We start from the raw sequence: 2558 nt of genomic DNA, 5'->3' as shown, positions 1-2558 counted from the left end.
ACGCCTTTCGTGCGGGTCGGAACTTACCCGACAAGGAATTTCGCTACCTTAGGACCGTTATAGTTACGGCCGCCGTTCACCGGGGCTTCGGTCGCTAGCTTCAAGGTTTCCCCCTGACCAACTTCCTTAACCTTCCGGCACTGGGCAGGCGTCAGCCCCCATACTGCGTCGATTTGACTTTGCGGAGACCTGTGTTTTTGGTAAACAGTCGCCTGGATCTCTTCACTGCGACCCACGTCTTAGGTGGGCACCCCTTCTTCCGAAGTTACGGGGCCATTTTGCCGAGTTCCTTAGAGAGAGTTATCTCGCGCCCCTTGGTATTCTCAACCTCCCTACCTGTGTCGGTTTCGGGTACAGGTAACTGTAAGTTAACGTGTTTAGAGCTTTTCTTGGAAGCTAGACTATGCCACTTCCCCACCGTAGTGGGTCGTACTCACGCCTCAACTCGAAACGTTTTCGCCGTCTCTCAACATCTTGACGCTTGAACCGGTAACCAACATCCGGCTGACAATTATCTTCTCCGTCCCTCTGCACAACCTACAATCAGTACGGGAATTTTAACCCGTTGTCCATCGACTACGCCGTTCGGCCTCGCCTTAGGTCCTGACTAACCCTCCGGGGACGAACCTGGCGGAGGAAACCTTAGGGTTTCGGGGCATTGGATTCTCACCAATGTTTGCGCTACTCAAGCCGACATTCTCACTTCCGTTTCGTCCACAGCTGCTTGCCGCTACTGCTTCTACCTACGACGGAACGCTCCCCTACCGATTAACATAAGTTAATCCCACAGCTTCGGTACATCGCTTAGCCCCGTTCATTTTCGGCGCGAGAGCGCTTGACTAGTGAGCTATTACGCACTCTTTCAAGGGTGGCTGCTTCTAGGCAAACCTCCTAGTTGTCTGTGCACTCTCACCTCCTTTATCACTTAGCGATGATTTGGGGACCTTAGCTGGTGGTCTGGGCTGTTTCCCTCTTGACAATGAAGCTTATCCCCCACTGTCTCACTGGCAATGTGTGCTCTGGGTATTCAGAGTTTGTCTCGATTTGGTACCGGTCTCCCAGCCCGCACCGAAACAGTGCTTTACCCCCCAGATATAATCATTACCGCTGCGCCTAAACACATTTCGGGGAGAACCAGCTAGCTCCTGGTTCGATTGGCATTTCACCCCTAACCACAACTCATCCGCTGATTTTTCAACATCAGTCGGTGCGGACCTCCACTTGGTGTTACCCAAGCTTCATCCTGGCCATGGTTAGATCACCAGGGTTCGGGTCTATAAACACTGATTATCGCCCTTTTCAGACTCGGTTTCCCTTTGGCTCCAGCATTCTCGCTTTAACCTACCAGTGCCTATAAGTCGCCGGCTCATTCTTCAACAGGCACGCGGTCAGACTTTTAATAGTCCTCCCACTGCTTGTAAGCTAACGGTTTCATGTTCTATTTCACTCCCCTTCCGGGGTTCTTTTCACCTTTCCCTCGCGGTACTGGTTCACTATCGGTCACACAGTAGTATTTAGCCTTACGAGGTGGTCCTCGCTGATTCACATGGGATTCCTCGTGCCCCATGCTACTCGGGATTCAGCTACTATCCTTTAACTTTCGACTACAGGACTTTCACCTTCTTTGGTGCAGTATTTAGCTGCTTCGTCTAGCCTCTAGATTCGATATTGCTGTCCCACTACCCCAATCGGTAAACCAATTGGTTTAGGCTCTTCCCCTTTCGCTCACCACTACTCAGGGAATCTCTGTTTTGATTTCTCTTCCTCCAGCTACTAAGATGTTTCAATTCGCTGGGTTGGCTCTCTCCTGCCTATATATTCAGCAGGTAGTATTAAGGGTTGCCCCATTCGGAAATCTCCGGATCTCTGTTTGCTTCCAACTCCCCGGAGCATATCGTCGGTAACCACGTCCTTCGTCGCCTCTGTGTGCCTAGGTATCCACCGTTAGCCCTTATTAACTTGACCACTCAAACATTTGGTGTTCTACATTTGCATTCACAATCACAAATAGTTAGTTCTGCTTACTTCGTCACTTCATACTGATTTCACTCAGCACTCACAACTTAGCACTCAGCACTAATTATGTCTGTGTCTGCCTGCTAATTTCGCGTTACTATGCAGTTTTCAAGGTTCTGGCTGAGAACTAACTCAGCAGTCTGACTTCTATATAAGTCATGTTGCTGATTTCTCACTAGCTTTTCTGTTTCGGCAATCGCCACAGGTGGAGGTTAGCGGACTCGAACCGCTGACATCCTGCTTGCAAAGCAGGCGCTCTACCAACTGAGCTAAACCCCCAGATACAATTAAAAATTGATAATTAAAAATTGAATTTTCTTCATTTTTAATTTTGCATTTTACATTTTTAATTGATTCAGGTGGGCCATCCTGGACTCGAACCAGGGACCTCACCCTTATCAGGGGTGCGCTCTAACCACCTGAGCTAATAGCCCATATCGAACCAAATCATAGTTTGAAAGCTTTCAACAAATGTCTGCGACCGACCTAGGTTAGACCAACTTACTATCTATATAGCTGTATGCTTTTCGATATGTAAGGGG

General features: G+C 48.9%; 2 tRNA genes and 1 rRNA gene. All 3 read right to left on the bottom strand.

Annotation, left to right across the window (positions count from 1 at the left end):
- Positions 1–1965, bottom strand: a 23S ribosomal RNA gene (locus tag RRG12_RS42800); the annotation flags it as partial.
- Positions 1966–2222: 257 nt separating this feature from the next.
- Positions 2223–2295: transfer RNA gene (locus tag RRG12_RS42795), tRNA-Ala, on the bottom strand.
- Between the two features lie 81 nt (positions 2296–2376).
- Positions 2377–2450 (bottom strand) — tRNA-Ile (locus RRG12_RS42790).
- Between the last annotated feature and the right edge of the window lie 108 nt (positions 2451–2558).

The organism is Nostoc sp. CALU 546 (assembly GCF_048836525.1).
The sequence above is the reverse complement of the archived record's forward strand: the minus strand, read 5'-3'. Positions and strand labels throughout refer to the sequence as shown.